The organism is Sphingobium vermicomposti (assembly GCF_011762025.1).
GTDB classification, from domain to species: Bacteria; Pseudomonadota; Alphaproteobacteria; order Sphingomonadales; family Sphingomonadaceae; genus Sphingobium; species Sphingobium vermicomposti.
Genome location: NZ_JAASQR010000003.1, coordinates 397,771 through 413,769, shown reverse-complemented (window position 1 = coordinate 413,769; position 15,999 = coordinate 397,771). Strand labels below are relative to the sequence as shown.

Here is a 15,999-nt window from a genome sequence, read left to right as displayed (position 1 = left end):
TTCAGGATCGCCGGGCGCTCAGTCATTGGGCGTGGCCGCCCTTTCGCCAGGGTTTCAGCCCCGCTTTTCGGGTGGCAGCGTGATCTTTACCTGCTCCCCATTTTGTCCGGGGAAGTCGGTAAACATCGCATCGACCAGATTCGGCACCAGATAGGTCAGTCGGTTCGACAGCGATTGGGCAGAGGCCCTGCCCTCGAACAGGCGGCGATTGTCAGCCGCGCGATCGATTTTCATGCTTAGATCACTGGTGTAGACGGTGTAGCTGCTGACGTCGGTATAGCCGGGGCCGAACAGCCAGGGATCATAGAAGCCATAGCCCCAGGGTCGTCCCCAGCGACCGCGCCAGCCCCAACCGCCATAGAAGGGGTCGTTTCCGAAATTGGTCGAACGCACCCTCTCACGCCCATTGTCGACGCCATATGCGACGCGCACGATCAGGTCCGCACGGGCAGGATCGTTCGCGGGCACATAGCCGGTCTGGCTGAGCCGCTGTCCGATCAAACCGGCATATTGAGCAAATTCGAGACCGCCAGCCAGGCCGGGGTCGTCTGCGACGATGGTGAAACTCTGTCCGGCGGGGGCGGGGAGCTGCTGGAACCGGGCAACGTCCGCCTTGAAGGAGGTCGCGCAACCCGAAAGGGTCATGAGCGCCAGAGCGGGCGCCGCGACTAAGCCGATCTTGCTGAAACGGGTCATAAATTCGCGTCCTGTAACAGGCGAATGCCTAGGGCATCACTATTGCGCTCCGTAGTAGCAGAACGCAACTGAACATCATTTGAACGCTTCAAAGGGGCAAATGGACGCACGCCATGCCCGCCCTCCAACGAAAGGCGGGCGGACATGGTGGTTGATCAGCGCATCAGGCCCATCGCGTCATAGGCCGCGCGCAAGGTCGGTTCGGCGGCAGCCCTTGCCTTGGCCGCGCCCTTTTCCAGAATGGCGTCCAGCGCCGCATCGTCGGTCCGCAATTGCGTAAAGCGCGTGCGGATGGGACGCAGCGTTTCGACCAGCAACTCGCCCAGCGCAGGCTTGAACGCGCCAAAGCCCTTGCCCGCAAATTCCGCGCACACCGCGTCCATGCTCTTGCCCGCCAGCGTGGCGTAGATGCCGACGAGATTGTTCGCTTCCGGGCGACCGGCCAGACCTTCGGCGCTATCGGGCAGCGGTTCGGGGTCGGTCTTTGCCTTCTTCACCTTCTGCATGATGGCATCATCGTCATCGGTCAGGTTGATGCGGCTCATATCCGACGGGTCCGATTTGGACATTTTCGCAGTGCCGTCGCGCAACGACATGATGCGCGCCGATTCCTTAGGAATGATCGGATCGGGCAGGGTGAAAAGGTCGACGCCGAAATCGGTGTTGAACTTGGTCGCGATGTCGCGGGCCAGCTCCAGATGCTGCTTCTGGTCTTCGCCCACCGGCACATGGGTGGCGTTGTAGGCAAGGATGTCGGCGGCCTGGAGCACCGGGTAGACGAACAGGCCGATGGAAGCGCCCTCGCGGTCCTTGCCCACCTTGTCCTTGAACTGGGTCATGCGGTTGAGCCAGCCGATACGCGCGGTGCCATTGAGCAGCCAGCACAACTCCGCATGGGCCGGAACGCGCGCCTGGTTGAACAGGACCGACCGTTCAGGGTCGATGCCCGCCGCGACCAGCGCCGCAGCCATGTCACGCACGTTGCGGATGCGCTGCTCGCGCGCTTCATGCACGGTGATGCTGTGCATGTCGGCAAGGAAGAAGAAACATTGGCTTGCCGCGTCCATTTCATCCTGCATCCGCACCCAGTTGCGGATCGCGCCCAGATAATTGCCCAGGTGCAGATTGCCGGTCGGCTGGATGCCGGAAAGGACGCGCATATTCTATCCGTTCTTCATGTTGCTGGTGGTCCCTCGTCGGCGGATCAGCGCCTTGAGGTCGGACACCCGATAAGCGCCCGTAAGGAAACAGGCTACCCCGTAGAGTGCCACGCCCGCGCCGACAAGCAGGGCCAGCGCGGCATAACGCGTGGCTATTGCGCCGCCCAGCCATGGCTCCAGCAGCCCCTCTCCGGCAAACAGTACGCCGCCCATGGCGATGGCCGCCAGTGCCAGACGGGGCAGACGGCGGCGCAATTGCGTGTCCGCCGCGAAATGCCCACGCTTGACCAGTGTCGAATAGAGCATGACGACGTTCACGGTGGAGGCCAGGGCGGTCGCCAAAGGCGGGCCGACATGGCCCACCAACGGGATCAGTGCGAAATTCCCGATGATGTTGATGAGGATCGACAGCATCGCATAACGCACCGGCGTCCGGGTATCGCCGCGCGCATAATAGCCGGGCGTCAACACCTTCACCAACACATAGGAGGGCAGGCCGATCGAGAAGGCCGACAGCGCCCACCCGCACCGTTCCGCATCTTCCGCGGTGAACAGGCCATATTGGAACAGGCCGCGCACAATCGGCTCGGCCACGGTCATGAAGGCGACGGTGGCGGGCAGCGTCAGGAAAAGGGCCAGTTCGATGCCGCGATTCTGCGTTTCCATGGCCACCTGTTCCTGGCCCGTGGACAGCAGGCGGGATATGGTGGGCAGAAGGATGGTGCCCAGTCCGATGCCGATCAGCCCCAGGGGCAGCTGGTTCAGCCTGTCGGCATAATAGATGTAGGTGATGGAACCGGACGCCAGCAGCCAGCCGGACAGCGCGGTGGACACGAGCAGGTTGATCTGCTGCGCGCCCGCTCCGGCCGCTGCGGGCACGATCAGGCGCAACAATTCACGCACGTCGCCGTCAAGGCGCGGTCGCCTGATCCGCAGGGAAACGCCGGCGCTGCGGCAGGCCCATATCAGCCAGAGCAGCTGGAGCGCGCCGCCGACGGTGACCGATATCGCCTGCACCCGCGCGGTTTCATATTCATCCGCGCCGTGAAAGAACCACAGGCCCGCGATCATCGCGACGTTCAGCAATATGGGCGCGGCGGCGTTCGCCCAGAATTTGTCGAGCGAATTCAATATGCCGCCCAGCAGGGACGCCAGGCTGATGAGCGCCAGATAGGGTAGGGTGATACGTGACAGCGTGACGGCGAAGGCGAACTGGTCCGGCGTCGGATTTTGCCGCGCAAAGCCGCCAGAAAGCAGCCAGGTGATCGGCCATGCCGCGACGATCAGCGCGACCGTGAACAGGATCAGCACGGGCAGCAGTACCGCCAGCGCGCGCTCGGCGAAATGATAGCCTGCGCTGACGCCATCCGGTCCCGCCGCCTTGCGGTTGAACATGGGGATGAAGGCAGCGGAAAAGGCACCCTCTGCGAACAGGGCGCGAAACATGTTGGGCAGGCGAAAGGCGACGCCGTTGAACGCGTCCGAAGCAAAGCCTGCGCCCACGTAGCGCGCCGCGAGGGAGTCGCGCACCAGCGCGAGCACACGGCTGGCGAGCGTCAGCCCGCCGACCGAGCCAAACGCTTTGACGAGCTTCATCCCACCATCTCTCCCCCCGTTCGAGTTGAGCCTGTCGAAGCCCTGTTCTTTCCTGAAGAACAGGGCGGCCCTTCGACAAGCTCAGGGCGAACGGAAACGGATGTCATTTCGGCCTCAGGCGTGGCCTGCCGGTTCGCCCGCAGTCTGGTTCATGGCCTGCGCCTGCTGCATGTACAGCGTCCCGAAATCGATGGGGTCGAGCAGCAGCGGCGGGAAGCCGCCGTCACGGATGGCGTCGGCCAGCACGCGGCGGGCAAAGGGGAAGAGCAGGCGCGGGGCTTCGGCCAGGACGAACGGCTGAACCTGATCCTCAGGCACGTTGCGCATGCCAAAGATGGCGGCATAGACCAGTTCAACCGCAAAGGCCGTGCCCTGCGGCGCGGTAGCCTTGACGTCGATCTTCAGCGATACTTCGACCACTTCTTCGCCGACCTTGTCCGCGCCGATATTGAACTGCACGTCGATCTGCGGCTGATCCTGCCACTGATATACCGCAGGCGCATTCGGATTTTCGAACGACAGGTCCTTGATATACTGGCTGATGAGAGCGATCTGGGGCCCGTTGTCGGCGCCATTGCCCGTGTTGGCGGTCTGGATGATGTCGGCTTCGTCGGCCATGTGCGCTTCCTGATGATCCCGGTTGACGCCGGGCGGCCTGCACCCCCCGGTTGATGGGGCGTGCGTCTAGCAGGGGCAGCCGGGCAGGGCAATGGCGGCAGGCGGAAGCGGCATTTGAATATGAAGGGAAACATGCCTATGTTGGCTGCGTTACTGTTTTTCGCGCTAGCCAAAGGGTGCCTTGCCCCGTGTATGTGATTGTTATCCTCGCGCTGATCGCCGGCTTCCTGGCGTTGCGGCTTTACTCCGTTTTGGGCAAGCGGACTGGCCATGAGCAGGAGCCAGCGCTGCGTACCGCGGAAGAACGCGCCAAGGTGGCGGTGCTGCAGCCCAGACCCGTGGCCGATGTGCCGGGTGATTCGACCCGTCTATCCGATGCCTTCATTGCCCCAGGGGGTGAAGGTGGCGTGCGCGCGCTGATCGCCGCCGATCGCAATTTCGATGTTCCACAATTTGTGGAAGGCGCGCGGAGCGCCTATCGCATGGTGCTCGAAGCCTTCTGGCGGGGCGACCGTCAGGAACTTGAGTGGCTGTGCGACGCAGATGTGCTTGCATCGTTCGAAGAGGCGATCGCCTCGCGCGAAGTCGCGGGCCATGTGCTCGACAACCGGCTTGTTCGCATTGAAAAGGCGCAGATTGTCGACGCCAGCGTCAATGGCAGCGTCGCCGAAGTATCCCTGCGGTTTGAAGCGGACATCGCCGCCGTCACGCGCGACAAGGATGGCAATGTCGTCGCTGGATCGCTGACGGACGCCGTCAGCACCAACGATATCTGGACCTTCACGCGCGACCTGCGCAGTAACGACCCGAACTGGAAGCTCAGCGAAACCGACGAAGCGGCATGACAATGCGCCAGTCGGGCGGGACGCTGCTGGCGGCGTTGCTGCTGTCCGCGTGCGCGGGCGGCGTTATCCCGCCGGGAACCAGCGGCCCGGCCCCGCCACGGCCTGTGCAGGGTGGGGCGGCCACGGGCAACGCGGTGCGCCCGGTCCCCGCGACGCCCCGACCCCCGATGCCGGTCACGCCCCCGGCCAGTCCGGCGGCCGTCATGGGAACAGCTGCGAGCGCGGGTGTTGCGCTGGGTCCAGCCATCGCCGATCTGATCCCGTCAGGTGAACGGTCGCGCAAGGCGTTGCAGGCGTTCCGCATTTCCTGTCCGTCGCTCATGCGCCGCACCGATCAAAGCGGCCTGACGCGCGGGTCCGACTGGAATAATGCCTGCGCCGCCGCGTCCAGCTGGCCGGAAACAAGCGCCAGCGAATTTTTCTCACGCTATTTCGAAGCGGTGCAGGTGGGCGACGGCACCGCGTTCGTCACCGGCTATTATGAGCCGGAAATCGCCGGATCGCGCACGCGGCAGGCCGGATATGACGTGCCGATTTATCGCCGCCCGCCTGACCTGATCGACGTCAATCTGGGGCTGTTCAGCGACAGCCTGAAGGGCAAGACCATTCGCGGCAAGGTGCAGGGCAGCAATTTTGTCCCCTTCGATGAACGGGCGCAGATCGTGTCTGGTTCGCTGGCGGGCCGGGGGCTGGAGCTTGCCTGGGCGGCTGATCCGGTCGAATTTTTCTTCCTGCAGGTGCAAGGCAGCGGCAGGCTGCTGCTGCCCAACGGCGATGTCATGCGGATCGGCTATGACGGGCAGAATGGTCGCGACTATGTCGGCATCGGCAAGCTGATGAAGGATCGCGGCCTTATCCAGGCCGGGTCGATGCAGGACATCATGCAATATCTGCGCGCTCATCCGGCGGAAGGCGCAGCGATCATGGACGAGAATAAGAGCTTCGTCTTCTTCCGTGAATTGACCGGATCCGGTCCGCTGGGGGCGATGGGCGTGCCCGTGACGGCTGAGGCCAGCGTCGCCGCCGATCCCAAATATGTGCCGCTGGGCGCACCCGTGCTGCTGTCGCTTGATCGCGGAGAACCCAACGGCATCTGGATTGCGCAGGATACGGGCGGTGCGATCAAGGGTGCCAACCGGTTCGACAGCTTCTGGGGCGCGGGCAGCCGCGCGCGCGGCATTGCGGGCGGCATGTCCGCACGGGGCAGCGCGCTCATCCTGCTGCCGGTCGGATCGGCGGCGCGTCTGGCGCGTCAATAAAGGTCCCTGGCCATGGCGCGGCGACATCTTTCGTCGGATGAACAGGCGCTGTGGAACGCCCTTGCCCGTTCGGTGCGCCCATTGCGGCCCGGCACGCGCCTGCCTGAACAGCCTTCATTGCCGCTACCAGCATCCGGCGCGCCCACCCGCTTAAAGGGGCAGCCGCCCGCGCCCATGCGCCCCGATCCGCCGCGCACACCCGCCAAGGTGCTCGATGCCAACTGGGAACGGCGAATTCGTGGCGGCACGTTGACGCCCGACATGACGATCGATCTTCACGGTCATAGCCTATCAGCGGCGCATGTCCGGTTGAACCAGTCACTTGCGACGGCTTTGACGCGGGACGCGCGCGTCATGCTCATTGTCACTGGCAAGCCGCCCAAATCAGGCGGCTCCGGCGGCGATCCCCGTCGCGGCGCAATCCGCGGGGAGATTGGCCACTGGCTTGAGACCAGCAGCTATGCCGACCGGATTGCCAGCGTCCGGCTCGCCCATCCCCGCCATGGCGGGGATGGGGCGATCTACGTCATACTGCGCCGTAAAAAATAGCGGCTATCTGTCTGCGCACTGACCTTTTTTTAACCAGCGTCCTTCATATCGGCTGCATCGGCGACCTACCGGGCGTCATGGGTTGGCAGGAGGCGCATGCAAGGCGTGACATTAAAAAGCCGCGCCACCGCTTTCGCCTGCGCCGCGGGGGCGCTGGTGTTCATCCTCTCGCTCGTGCTCGGACAGCAGCAGGCGACAGATGTCGTGGGCATCGGCCGTTTGCTGATCGTCGCGATTCTGTGCGGAACGATGAGCTGGGCCGCCGCGCGCCGGAATGTCGCGACCACTGCCGCCGCCATCGACAGCGCGTCTGAACGGCTGATCGCGGCTGCGCATGGCGATCTGCATTCGCCCGTGTCCCCTGACATCAATGCCGAGCTGCCCGACCTCGCCGTGGCGATGGAAAGCCTGTTCAGTCAGGTGCGCACCAATCTGGACCATGTCCAGACGCTGGCGCTGTTCGACCAGGTGACAGGTCTTGCCAACCGCGCCAGCTTTTGCCGTCAGGTAGAGCGGCTGCTGGCGGAAAGCGCCGAAGATGCGCACGGCGCGCTGTTCTTCATCGACCTTGACGGGTTCAAGGGCGTCAACGACACGCTGGGCCACGCCGCTGGCGACCAGTTGTTGGCACGCGTGGCGGGACGACTGCGCGAAGTGGTGATGGCGCAGGTCAGTGCGGGTATGAGCGACCCGGTCCTTGGGCGATTGGCGGGCGACGAGTTCACCATGTTCTTTCCCAACATACCCGGCCAGGGCGGCGCGGCGCGAATCGCGCGGGCGGTCCAGTTTGCCCTCAGCGAACGGTTCGACCTGGGGAGCCAGCATGTGGATCTGGGCGCGTCGATCGGGATCGCCTGCTACCCCGATCATGGGGACACATTGTCGGCGCTGCTGCGGTCCGCCGACATCGCCATGTATCATGCCAAGCGTCAGGGGCGCGGTCGGGCCGAAATGTTCACCGCCGAACTGGCGCTGGAAGCGGCGGATCGGGCGGAGCTGGAGCGCGACATGCTGCTCGCCCTGCAACGCGACGAATTTCTGCTGGAGTTCCAGCCACAGATTGAAATCGGCAGCGGTCGGATTGTCACCGCCGAAGCCCTGATCCGTTGGGCGCACCCGGAGCGCGACCTTGTCATGCCGGGTTTTTTCGTGCCGGTGGCGGAAGAAAGCGGGGCGATCGTGGCGCTCGGCGACTGGGTGATGAGCCGCGTGTGTGAAACGGCGGCGCGCTGGTCGCAGGCTGAGGTGGGGCAACGCATCGCCGTCAATATCTCATCGCGCGAACTGTCGCAGGGCGACTTCTTCCTGCGCCTGCGTCACGCCATGGCGACGCACCACACGCCCCCACCCATGCTGGAACTGGAAATCAGCGAATCGCTGGCAATGGAGATGGATGCCCGCGTGCTGGAGCAACTGAGCGCGCTGCGGACGGATGGCGTGCGGATCGCCATCGACGATTTCGGCACGGGCTATTCCAACCTTTCGCGCCTTAAGGAACTGCCGGTCGATCGTGTGAAGATCGATCGCAGTCTGGTGCGCGACATCGTGATTTCCGCCGAAGCGCGCACCATCTGCAGCGCGGTCGTGGGGCTGATCCAGGGTCTGGGCCTGGAGGTGGTGGTAGAAGGCGTCGAAACCGAAGCACAGATGGAAATGCTGCGCGTCATCGGCTGCACCCTGTTCCAGGGCTATCATGTCGCGCGGCCTACGGGAGAGGAGGATTATCTCGCCCGCTTCGCGCCCGATAGGCGGACGCAGCGCCAGGCGGTCTGACCGCCAGCTTTACCCCTCGTTCAGCCCCCCAACGCGCGGCGCACGACCAGCGCATAGATGCGGGTCAGGTCTTTCAGGTCATCGATCGCGACGGCTTCGTCCAGCTTGTGCATCGTTCCGTTGTTAAGGCCGAATTCCACCACCGGGCACAGCCGCGAAAGGAAACGGGCGTCCGATGTCCCGCCCGTCGTCGATAGCTCCGCTTCTACACCCGTGACGTCGCGGATCGCGCCCGCGACCAGATCCGAAAGCGCGCCCGGCTGCGTCAGGAAGGGTTCGCCGCTGATCTTCGCGGTCACGACGCCGCCTTCGACCGCAGCAATTGCGGTAATCCGGTCGATCAGGCTCGCGCCGCTATGTTGATCGTTGAAACGGATGGAAATGCGCGCATGGGCGGCGGCGGGGATCACATTGGTTGCGGGGTTGCCTACCTCAAGGTCCGTGATTTCGATGTTGCTCGGTTGGAACCAGTCCGTGCCTGCGTCCAGCACCTCGGCTTCAATCGCCGACAATATGCGGACCAGCCGGGGAATGGGATTGTCGGCCAGATGCGGATAGGCGACATGGCCCTGAACGCCATCGACCTTGATCCACATATTCACCGACCCACGTCGGCCGATCTTGATGACATCCCCCAGCCGCTGGGATGATGTGGGTTCTCCCACCAGGCAAAGGTCGGGCCGCAGGCCATGGGCAGCCATTCGGTCCATCAGGGCCAGCGTGCCATAGACGGCGGGTCCTTCCTCGTCGCCGGTGATGATCAGGCTGACGGTGCCTGACAAATCGCCGGGAATATCTGCGAGCGCGGCGACGAAGGCGGCGATGGACCCCTTCATGTCCACCGCCCCACGGCCATGCAGCAAATCACCGCGAATGTCGGGCGTGAATGGGTCGCTGGCCCAGCCATTGCCTGGCGGCACGACATCCAGATGCCCTGCAAAGGCAAAATGCGGTCCCGCGCCGGTCGTGCGCCAGGCGATCAGATTTTCCACCGGGCCGTCGGGCGCTTCGCCCGTCACGAAACGGTCGACGGTAAAGCCCAGCGGCAGCAGCAGCGATTCCATCACGGCGAACACTTCGCCACGCGCAGGCGTCACCGATGGGCAGGCTATCAGCTTGCTCGCTATGCTCACTACGTCGGCATTGGTGCTGGTCATGATCATGGCGCTGCGTTAGCGAAAGGCTAGCGCCTTTGCCAGCGGAAGGGAAAGATCATGCCCAAGATCGATCTTGCAGCCATGGAGCAGACCAATCGCACCGGCTATCCGCCGCAGTTCGCCGCAGCTGTCGCGGACCGCTGGGTGCGCCGGCTTGGCCCGGCGGCGGGACTTGCCGATTTCGGCATCAGTCATGTCGTGCTGAAACCGGGGGCCGCTTCGTCGCAGCGCCACTGGCATGAGGACGAGGATGAGTTTGTGGTCATGCTGAGCGGCGAAGCGGTGCTGGTCGAGGAAGCTGGCCGAGTGCTGCTGAAAGCCGGGGACATGGCCGCCTTTCCAAAAGGGCATCCAGACGGGCATCATCTGGTGAATGAAAGCGGATCGGACTGCGCATTTCTGGCGTTCGGTCGCGTGCCAATGGGCGATGCGCATTATCCCGACATAGACCTTCGTTGGTCCGGGGGAACTTACAGCCACAAGGACGGGCGGCTATTTTGACCGGGGTGACAGGACTGGACCGGCGCATGATGCTGGCGGCGATGGGCGGCGCTCTGGCCGCTGCGAAAGCTCCCGCGTCCGCACCCGTGGGCAAGCCGCACCGGCTGCGTCCAGGCGATACGGTCGGCCTGATCGAGCCTGCGGGCTTTACCGACGATCTGTTTGATCTGGCTGTGGTTCAGGAAACCATCGTCGCGATGGGCCTCAAGCCGAAGCTGGGCAAGCATCTGGCCGAACGGCGGGGCTATCTGGCTGGGACGGATGCGGACCGGGCTGCCGACGTCAACGCGATGTTCGCCGATCCCGACGTTCGCGCCGTCTTCGCCGTGCGGGGAGGATGGGGCTGCGCGCGCATTCTGCCGCTTCTCGATTTCGCGACGATCCGCGCCAATCCGAAGCTGCTGGTCGGCTTTAGCGACATCACCGCGCTTCATCTGGCATTCGCTGCCCGCGCTGGATTTCCGACGATTCATGGTCCCAATGCCGCGAGCAGCTGGCCGCGATTTTCCTGGGATGCCTTTCGCGCGATTGCCTTTGACGGCGCTACTCCGACGCTGGTCAATCCTATTGGTCATGAGGACCGGCTTGTTCAGCGCAGCGGGCGCATCCGCACTTTTCGCGGCGGCAAGGGGACGGGGCGGCTGCTGGGCGGCAACCTGACTGTGCTGGCGGCGCTGGCGGGTACACCCTGGTTGCCCGATTTCGATGGTGCCATCCTGTTCCTGGAGGATGTGGGCGAAGCGCCCTACCGGATCGACCGGATGCTGACGCAGCTGTCGCTCGCCGGATTGCTGGGCAAGGTTGCCGGGGTGGTCTTTGGCCAATGCACCAACTGCGCCGCCAGCGAGCCGTCCTATGGCGGCTTCACCGTGTCGGAAGTGCTTCAACAGCATTTTGAGCCGCTGGGCGTCCCCGCTTTTCAGGGCGCGTCCATCGGCCATATCGCCAGCCAGTTCAGCCTGCCGGTCGGCGTTCGGGCAGAGATTGACGCTGATATTGGCAGCATCCGCCTGCTGGAACCGGCAGTGCGCTAGTCCTTCTCGTCCGACGGCTTTGTATAGGCACCGCGCCCGTCCGGCGGGATCAGCGCACGGTCATGGACGGTCAGCACGAGCGTTTCGAACCCTGGCTTCGGGACGTCCTTGCTCTTGCGAGCGGTAAGGATGACCGCGCCATCTGCCTCTTTCCACTCACCCTCGGCAAACAGGTCGAGCGCGCCGTAGACGAGATACCATTGAAAGCGCCCGTCGGGATGGAGCATCAGTTCCGATCCCGTCTCCATCACCCCGCGCAGATAATAATGCCCCGCGCGCTCAGCTTGCCCGGCGAAGGCTGGCGTCGCGAGAAAGGCTGCCAGCGGCAGCAGGGCGGTCAGGATGCGCATGGATGATGATATAGCATGGATGGAGTTCTAAGAGCTGGTGCTTTCCGCAGTGCGCTCAGGCGGCGGTGAAGGGCAGCAACGCTTCATATACGGCAAGCGGTGGCTTGCCCTCGACGCGCGCGCCTTGTTTCAGCAGGAAGCTGTGCCGCACGATTTCCGCCTGCTGCTCCAGCCCGTAACGGTGGAACGGGCGGCCCGGCTCGATGTCATAGCCATATCGGCAGAAAGGATGGCGCATCAGCGGCAGATACCATTTGCCGCCTTTCTGCGCCTGCCAGACATGCGTCATTTCATGGATGAAATGCCCCTGAAGATGTAGCGGCGCGTCACAAAAGTCGGGGCAGAACAGTCCGCTGCCCGGATGGAACCACAGATTGCCGTCTGGCGCCATGGTCACCCGACGCGGCTGGAGCGGCCACCATTTGCGATTGTGCACCCGCACCTTGTCATAGTCGATGGCCCCTCCGAACACCGACCGCGCAAGGGTGGCTTCGGCAGGGGTCAGGGCGCGGCTATTCAATGCTATTCATGCTCGCCGCCAGCGGCCATCGCAGGCTCTGCCCCGCCCGGCTTTTGAATGGCGGCGTCAACCAGCAGCCGGTCGCCGTTCGCCAATAGGAATGTGAAGGTCATCTTGCCCCGGTTGATCGCGGTGTCGTTGATGCCCCAGATCATGAGATGCTTGCCGCCCGGCGCGAAGGCGACCTTGCCCTTGGCCGGGATATCGACCGAATCGATCGCCTTCATCTTCATGACGCCGCCTTCATTGATGCTTTCATGCATCTCCACCTTCAGCGCATAATCCGTCATGACGCCGCGCAGTTGCGTGTCCGCATCGCCGCCATGTGCGACGAAATAGCCGGAGGAGGGGCGGTCCTTGTTCGGGCTGAGCCGGACCCAGGCCTGATCGACATAGGTGGGGGCGGGATCGCCGCATGCGGTCAGCAAAATAGGAGCAGCAAGGGGAAGGAAGGATAAAAATGCGCGCATCGCCTGTTGCTTTCGTGACTGTCTCGTTTCCGGTCGATTGTTACGCTAATCGCCACGGCTTCTTGTGCCAAGAAAGATCGCGCCTATATCCCATCCGCAAATGGCCTTGCCTTGGCGCTTTCGTGAGGTATGGGGCCGTCAACCGCTGAACGAATTGGGGTTAAAGAGGACGAAATGGGAAAAGTAATCGGCATTGACCTTGGCACCACCAACAGCTGCGTTGCTGTGATGGATGGCGGCAAGCCCAAAGTGATTGAAAATGCGGAAGGCGCGCGGACCACGCCGTCTATCGTCGCCTTCACCAAGGATGGCGAGCGCCTGATCGGCCAGCCTGCCAAGCGCCAGGCCGTCACCAACCCGGATAACACCATTTTCGCCGTGAAGCGCCTGATCGGTCGTCGCTTCGACGACCCGACGACGAAGAAGGACATGGAACTTGTCCCCTATCACATCGTGAAGGGCGGCAATGGCGACGCATGGGTCCAGGCGGGCGGCAAGGATTATTCGCCTTCGCAGATTTCCGCCTTCACCCTGCAGAAGATGAAGGAAACCGCCGAGAGCTATCTGGGCGAGACGGTTACGCAGGCGGTCATCACCGTTCCCGCCTACTTCAACGACGCCCAGCGTCAGGCGACCAAGGACGCCGGCCAGATCGCTGGCCTGGAAGTGCTGCGCATCATCAACGAGCCGACCGCTGCGGCGCTCGCCTACGGGCTGGATAAGCAGGACGGCAAGACCATCGCGGTCTATGACCTTGGCGGCGGCACCTTCGACATCTCGATCCTTGAGATCGGCGATGGCGTGTTCGAAGTGAAGTCGACCAACGGCGACACCTTCCTGGGCGGCGAGGATTTTGACGCCAAGCTGGTGGAATATCTGGCCGAAGGCTTCAAGAAGGATGAGGGCATTGACCTCACCAAGGACAAGCTGGCGCTGCAGCGCCTCAAGGAAGCGGCTGAAAAGGCGAAGATCGAACTGTCTTCGGCGCAGACGACCGAAGTCAACCTGCCCTTCATCACTGCTGACCAGAATGGTCCCAAGCATCTGGTGAAGAATATCACCCGCTCGGACCTGGAACGGCTGGTGATGGACCTCATCAAGCGGACCATGGAGCCTTGCAAGAAGGCGTTGGCCGACGCCGGTATTGCAGCAAGCGAGATCAGCGAAGTCGTCCTTGTCGGCGGCATGACCCGCATGCCCAAGGTGCGTGAGGCCGTGAAGGACTTTTTCGGCATGGAGCCGCACACCGGCGTCAACCCGGACGAAGTCGTCGCCATGGGCGCGGCGATTCAGGCGGGCGTGCTGCAGGGCGACGTCAAGGACGTGCTGCTGCTCGACGTGACGCCCCTGTCGCTGGGCATCGAAACGCTGGGCGGCGTGTTCACCCGCATGATCGACCGCAACACCACCATCCCGGCCAAGAAGTCGCAGGTCTATTCGACCGCCGACGACAATCAGCAGGCGGTGACGATCCGCGTGTTTCAGGGCGAACGTGAAATGGCGGCGGACAACAAGCTGCTGGGTCAGTTCGACCTGGTCGGCATTCCGCCCGCACCGCGTGGCGTGCCGCAGATCGAAGTCACTTTCGACATCGATGCCAACGGCCTCGTCAATGTCCATGCCAAGGACAAGGGCACGGGCAAGGAACAGCAGATCCGCATCCAGGCTTCGGGCGGTCTGTCCGATGCTGACATCGACCAGATGGTCAAGGATGCAGAGCGCTTCGCCGAAGAGGACAAGAAGCGGCGTGAGGGGGCCGAGGCGAAGAACAACGCCGAAAGCCTGATTCACACCACGGAAAAGCAGCTGGAAGAGCATGGCGACAAGGTTGACGCCGCGCTGAAGTCGGAAATCGAAACGGCGATTGCCGCGACCAAGTCCGCTGTCGAAGGCGGTGACGTCGAGGCGATGAAGACCAAGGCGCAGGAACTCGCCCAGGTCGCGATGAAGCTGGGCCAGGCCATCTATGAAAAGGAGCAGGCTCAAGGAGCTTCCCCGGATGCAGATGCGCCCAAGGCCGATGATGATGTCGTCGATGCCGAATTTTCGGAAGTGGACGACAACAAGGCGTAAGGCTCGATGAAGCGCTTCCCGACTTCGCTCGAACCGTACGGCTATGGTAGTTGCTACCGCCGTGCGGCACGGGTCCTGGAAAAGAAGTCGCGGAACGTGCGCGCGCCGGGGGCGAGATGAGTAGCGAATTGGACTATTACGAACTGCTCGAAGTCGAGCGGACGGCGGACGCAGGCGTGATCAAGAGCGCCTATCGCAAGCTGGCCATGAAATATCACCCGGACAAGACCGGGGGATGCAGCGATGGCGAGGCCAGGTTCAAGGCCGTGTCCGAAGCCTATGAGTGCCTCAAGGACCCGCAAAAGCGCGCCGCCTATGACCGATATGGCCATGCGGCCTATACCAATGCCCAGAATGGCGGCGGCGGGGGCGGCGGCTTCAATGGCCGCGGCGCTGGCGGCTTTTCGGACCTTGGCGATATTTTTGAGACGATCTTTGGCCAGAACGGCTTTGGCGGCGGTGGGCGTCAGTCCCAGCGGCGCGGTGCCGACCTGCGCTACGACATGGAGATCAGCCTCAACGAAGCTTATCACGGCAAGCAGACCGAGATCGAGATCGAGGTTTCCGCGCCCTGCGACAGCTGTGACGGCTCTGGCGCGCAGCCGGGGACCGGGGTCAAGACCTGCACGACCTGCCATGGTCATGGCCAGGTGCGGGCGCAGCAAGGGTTCTTCGTCGTCGAACGGACCTGTCCGGGCTGCAACGGCGCAGGCCAGGTCATTGAAAGCCCCTGCCGCAGCTGTCGTGGCGAAGGGCGCGTCGACAAGCCCAAGACGCTTTCGGTCAACATTCCCGCCGGTGTCGATGACGGCACCCGCATCCGCCTGTCCGGCGAAGGCGAAGCCGGAGCGCGGGGCGCGCCATCGGGCGACCTCTACATCTTCCTTCATGTAAAACGGCATTCGATCTTCGAACGCGACGGCACGACGCTGTTTTGCCGCTGCCCCGTCAGCATCACCACGGCGGCGCTGGGCGGTAGCATCGAAGTGCCCGGCCTCGACGGCCAGCGGCACGAGATCAAGATCCCCAGCGGCATCCAGTCCGGCAAGCAAATCCGCCAGCGCGGCGCGGGCATGCCGGTGCTGAACGGTCGGGGGCAGGGCGACCTGGTCGTTCAGGTCGACGTCGAAACCCCAACCCGCCTCACCGCCCGCCAGCGCGAACTGCTCGAAGAGTTTCGCGCAACGGAAACGGGCGATGAATGCCCGCAATCGACGGGCTTCTTCAGCAAGCTCAAGGAAATTTGGGGCGATTAAGGCGTCAGGCGTGCCTCGGCATCAGGGCAGCTATCGAGCATTCCGGGACATTCCCCTCCCATAGACGGGAGGGGTTAGGGGTGGGCTTCAAGGCTAGTCTTTGAAGAACATCGCCAATGTTGCGCTGGCCCACCCCCGGCCC

The 15,999-nt window shown here is 63.5% G+C and carries 16 protein-coding genes; 8 read left to right on the top strand and 8 right to left on the bottom strand.

Annotated elements, in window-relative coordinates:
• Positions 1-54: 54 nt before the first annotated feature.
• The 4 genes from FHS54_RS11720 to secB all read right to left on the bottom strand — a co-directional run bounded on the left by FHS54_RS11720 (position 55) and on the right by secB (position 4,070).
• Entirely contained in the window at positions 55-696 is a 642-nt protein-coding gene (locus FHS54_RS11720; RefSeq protein ID WP_167303991.1) for a DUF4136 domain-containing protein, read from the bottom strand.
• Between the two features lie 155 nt (positions 697-851).
• Positions 852-1,856: a tryptophan--tRNA ligase gene (gene trpS / locus FHS54_RS11715; RefSeq protein ID WP_167303990.1), complete on the bottom strand. Its 1,005-nt coding sequence runs from the start codon at positions 1,854-1,856 to the stop codon at positions 852-854.
• A gap of 3 nt (positions 1,857-1,859) precedes the next feature.
• A complete protein-coding gene (gene murJ, locus FHS54_RS11710; RefSeq protein WP_167303989.1) occupies positions 1,860-3,452 on the bottom strand; it encodes a murein biosynthesis integral membrane protein MurJ in 1,593 nt (530 codons plus the stop codon).
• A 114-nt stretch (positions 3,453-3,566) separates the two neighbouring features.
• On the bottom strand, positions 3,567-4,070 hold the full coding sequence (gene secB / locus FHS54_RS11705) for a protein-export chaperone SecB (RefSeq protein WP_167303988.1): 504 nt from the start codon (positions 4,068-4,070) through the stop codon (positions 3,567-3,569).
• Between the two features lie 188 nt (positions 4,071-4,258).
• On the opposite strand from secB, the gene FHS54_RS11700 reads away from it, so the two are divergent.
• From FHS54_RS11700 to FHS54_RS11685, 4 genes are all read left to right on the top strand, one after another.
• Positions 4,259-4,915 carry a Tim44/TimA family putative adaptor protein gene (locus FHS54_RS11700; RefSeq protein WP_167303987.1) on the top strand — a complete coding sequence of 219 codons (657 nt, stop codon included), beginning with the start codon at positions 4,259-4,261 and terminating at the stop codon, positions 4,913-4,915.
• Positions 4,912-6,174, top strand: coding sequence for a murein transglycosylase A (mltA, locus tag FHS54_RS11695; protein WP_167303986.1), 1,263 nt, complete (start codon positions 4,912-4,914; stop codon positions 6,172-6,174). The genes FHS54_RS11700 and mltA overlap by 4 nt, the downstream gene beginning before the upstream one ends.
• A 12-nt stretch (positions 6,175-6,186) precedes the next feature.
• On the top strand, positions 6,187-6,723 hold the full coding sequence (locus FHS54_RS11690; protein ID WP_167303985.1) for a Smr/MutS family protein: 537 nt from the start codon (positions 6,187-6,189) through the stop codon (positions 6,721-6,723).
• Between the two features lie 96 nt (positions 6,724-6,819).
• Positions 6,820-8,496, top strand: coding sequence for a putative bifunctional diguanylate cyclase/phosphodiesterase (locus FHS54_RS11685; protein WP_167303984.1), 1,677 nt, complete (start codon positions 6,820-6,822; stop codon positions 8,494-8,496).
• Positions 8,497-8,516: 20 nt separating this feature from the next.
• On the opposite strand, the gene dapE is transcribed toward FHS54_RS11685, so the two are convergent.
• Positions 8,517-9,659 (bottom strand): succinyl-diaminopimelate desuccinylase, encoded by a 1,143-nt coding sequence (gene dapE / locus FHS54_RS11680; protein ID WP_167303983.1) that lies wholly within the window; start codon positions 9,657-9,659, stop codon positions 8,517-8,519.
• 51 nt (positions 9,660-9,710) lie between these two features.
• Here dapE and FHS54_RS11675 point away from each other — a divergent pair, with 51 nt between their 5' ends.
• Together FHS54_RS11675 and FHS54_RS11670 are read left to right on the top strand one after the other, a co-directional pair.
• The gene (locus FHS54_RS11675; protein ID WP_167303982.1) at positions 9,711-10,154 is read left to right on the top strand and encodes a cupin domain-containing protein; all 444 of its coding nucleotides are present in this window, start codon (positions 9,711-9,713) and stop codon (positions 10,152-10,154) included.
• 26 nt (positions 10,155-10,180) lie between these two features.
• Positions 10,181-11,188 carry a S66 peptidase family protein gene (locus FHS54_RS11670; RefSeq protein WP_208404958.1) on the top strand — a complete coding sequence of 336 codons (1,008 nt, stop codon included), beginning with the start codon at positions 10,181-10,183 and terminating at the stop codon, positions 11,186-11,188.
• Here the strand turns inward: FHS54_RS11670 and FHS54_RS11665 are convergent.
• Genes FHS54_RS11665 through FHS54_RS11655 form a run of 3 tightly spaced genes read right to left on the bottom strand, consistent with a single transcriptional unit; the run spans position 11,185 to position 12,528 of the window.
• Positions 11,185-11,538 carry a hypothetical protein gene (locus FHS54_RS11665; protein ID WP_167303981.1) on the bottom strand — a complete coding sequence of 118 codons (354 nt, stop codon included), beginning with the start codon at positions 11,536-11,538 and terminating at the stop codon, positions 11,185-11,187. The genes FHS54_RS11670 and FHS54_RS11665 overlap by 4 nt on opposite strands.
• Positions 11,539-11,593: 55 nt before the next feature.
• Positions 11,594-12,058, bottom strand: coding sequence for a vgr related protein (locus FHS54_RS11660; RefSeq protein WP_167303980.1), 465 nt, complete (start codon positions 12,056-12,058; stop codon positions 11,594-11,596).
• A 2-nt stretch (positions 12,059-12,060) separates the two neighbouring features.
• Complete coding sequence (locus tag FHS54_RS11655; RefSeq protein WP_167303979.1) at positions 12,061-12,528, bottom strand: copper chaperone PCu(A)C; 468 nt, start codon at positions 12,526-12,528, stop codon at positions 12,061-12,063.
• A gap of 174 nt (positions 12,529-12,702) precedes the next feature.
• On the opposite strand from FHS54_RS11655, the gene dnaK reads away from it, so the two are divergent.
• Both dnaK and dnaJ read left to right on the top strand, forming a co-directional pair.
• The gene (gene dnaK / locus FHS54_RS11650) at positions 12,703-14,601 is read left to right on the top strand and encodes a molecular chaperone DnaK (protein WP_167303978.1); all 1,899 of its coding nucleotides are present in this window, start codon (positions 12,703-12,705) and stop codon (positions 14,599-14,601) included.
• Positions 14,602-14,717: 116 nt separating this feature from the next.
• Entirely contained in the window at positions 14,718-15,857 is a 1,140-nt protein-coding gene (gene dnaJ / locus FHS54_RS11645) for a molecular chaperone DnaJ (RefSeq protein ID WP_167303977.1), read from the top strand.
• Positions 15,858-15,999: the final 142 nt, after the last annotated feature.